The sequence below is a fragment of the Promicromonospora kroppenstedtii DSM 19349 genome (genome assembly GCF_000515355.1).
In the GTDB taxonomy this organism is placed as follows: Bacteria; Actinomycetota; Actinomycetes; order Actinomycetales; family Cellulomonadaceae; genus Promicromonospora; species Promicromonospora kroppenstedtii.
Window position 1 is genome coordinate 156,871 of the sequence record NZ_KI911740.1, and the last position, 2,157, is coordinate 159,027.

2 protein-coding genes and 1 pseudogene are annotated in these 2,157 nt (G+C 75.2%); 2 read left to right on the forward strand and 1 reads right to left on the reverse strand.

What is annotated here, in order from left to right:
- Window positions 1–334, forward strand: a pseudogene (locus tag PROKR_RS35965) (NmrA family transcriptional regulator); the annotation flags it as partial.
- A gap of 11 nt (window positions 335–345) precedes the next feature.
- Here the strand turns inward: PROKR_RS35965 and PROKR_RS23180 are convergent.
- Complete coding sequence (locus tag PROKR_RS23180; RefSeq protein WP_036968077.1) at window positions 346–1,158, reverse strand: NAD-dependent epimerase/dehydratase family protein; 813 nt, start codon at window positions 1,156–1,158, stop codon at window positions 346–348.
- A gap of 137 nt (window positions 1,159–1,295) precedes the next feature.
- Between PROKR_RS23180 and PROKR_RS23185 the strand changes: the two genes are divergently transcribed.
- A complete protein-coding gene (locus PROKR_RS23185; protein WP_051433271.1) occupies window positions 1,296–1,847 on the forward strand; it encodes a hypothetical protein in 552 nt (183 codons plus the stop codon).
- Window positions 1,848–2,157 lie beyond the last annotated feature (310 nt).

Below are 2,157 nucleotides of genomic sequence, written 5' to 3' on the forward strand. Positions count from 1 at the left end.
CCTCGCCCCGGTCCTCGTCCAGCCGGTCGCCGGGGCGGACGTCGCCGCGGAGCTCGCCCGCCTCGCCGACGGACCGTCGCCGATGCCGGACCTCGACCTCGCGGGACCCGAACGGTTCGAGCTCGACGTCTTCGTCCGCACCGCGCTGGCGCACCTGGGCGAGGCCGGCGCCGTCGTCCGCGATCCCGACGCGACCTACTTCGGCGGGATCGTGGACCGCGGCGCGCTCCTGCCCGGTCCCGATGCCCGGATCGCCCCGACCGCGTTGCGCGACTGGACCGGCGCGGTGGGGCGCACCATCGGCGCGCCCCACACCTCACCGGCCGACACCTGAACCGACCCCCGTCACCACTCCCCGCCCAGCGGGTGGTCCTCGTCGGCGAAGATCCCCGCGAGGATCCTGTCGCGCTCCGGCTCCGGCGGCGCGACGCCGTCGCGCTCGGTCGCCCGGCGCACCGCGTCGTCCTGCGGGTGGAAACCGATCGCATGCCCCGGCCCGAGCGGGAACCAGCCCGGCCCGTTGTCGGAGACGCCCCAGACCACGTGGTGCCCGGGCCGGTCGAGCGCGGCCACGGCCTCGACCAGCCGGGCGGCGTCGGCGGGGGAGAGCCACAGGGCGACCGAATGGCCTCCGGCGACGTCCGGGCTGAAGGCGCAGATCCGCGCGCTCACCACGGTCATGCCGAACCGGTCCGCGAAGACGCTGCCCAGGGCCTCGCCGGCGGCCTTGCTCATGCCGTAGAACGTGTCGGGCCGCGGGTGCAGCTCGTCCACGGCGGCGGCCTCGGTGGGCGTCGCGTACCCCACCGCGTGGATCGAGCTCGCGAACAGCACGCGCGGCACGCCCGCGACGTGCGCCGCCTCCAGCGTCCTCTGCGTGCCGTCGATGTTCACGGCGAGGATCTCGGGCCACGGCCGCTCCCACGGATGGGCCGCGAGATGCACCACCAGGTCCGCGCCCCGGAACGCCTCGTCCAAGGCGCCCGGCTCGGTGATGTCGCCCGCGAACCACCGGTCCCGCTCGTCCCGGTCGGCGGGCACCTCCCGGTCCAGCAGCCGCAGCTCCCGCCCCGGACGCCGCAGCAGCGGCGTGATCGCGCGGCCGATCCTGCCCGCCGCCCCGGTGATCGCGACCACCTGGGTCTCCTCGTTCGACATGCTCGGGCTCCTTCGTCCGACCGGTGTTGACGAGAGGCTAGTTGACGGCAGGCCAGTCGATCGCCGCACCCACGCAGGCAACGACCTGCGGCGACGCGAGACGGCGACACGAGACCGCGACACGACACAATGGCCGCATGAGCACCCCGCGCCACCCCGCGCACCCGGACCAGCCCGGCACCCGCGCCACCATGACCCCCGAGGAGCGCGAGGACCTCGCCGAGCGGCTCCGCGAGCGCGTCTACGTCACCTTCGCCACCCTCGCCGTCACCCTCACGCTCCTGGCGCACGCCCACGGGCTCGGCGCCGGGACGGCCGCCGCGTCGCTCACCATCACCGCCGTCGGCACCGTCGCCGCCGCCTGGCTCGCCGAGCTCATCTCCCACCTCGCCGCACACGGCGGGTTCCCCGACCGGCACCACCTGGCCGCCATGACCCGCACCAGCGCCGGCGCCCTCGTCACCCTCGTCTTCCCGCTGCTGGCCCTCGCGATCGCCGGCCTCGGCTGGTGGGAGGTCACCACCGCCCTGCGGGTCGGCGTCGGCGTGCTCATCGCCACCCTCGTGCTCATCGCCTGGCTCGGCATCCGCCGCACCAAGCTGCCCTGGCCCGCCCGCATCCTGGCCCTGGGGGTGCTGGCGGCGCTCGCGGTCGGGGTGGTCGGGCTCAAGCTGCTCGCGCACGGCTGAGCTGGGCGCCCGGGCGGGTCTCGTCGGCCCGGCGCACCCCGACCCCCCGGCGTCGGACCCCACGTCCGGAGTCGATCACTTTCGGACATCGTGTTGACGCCAACATTTGGCGGTGCCAGCCTGTTCCGCGGCGGTCCCGCAGGGCCCGCCGGAACGCAGAGTCGCGTTCCGCGAGGCCGGTGCCGTCCGTCCTCGCGTGTCCACAGACTTCCGCGTCCACAGACTTCGAGGATGAAGGAGACGGACATGGGCCACCGCCGCGCCCCGCGCAGCAACCGCACCGCACCATCCGCTCGCACCGCAGCCACAC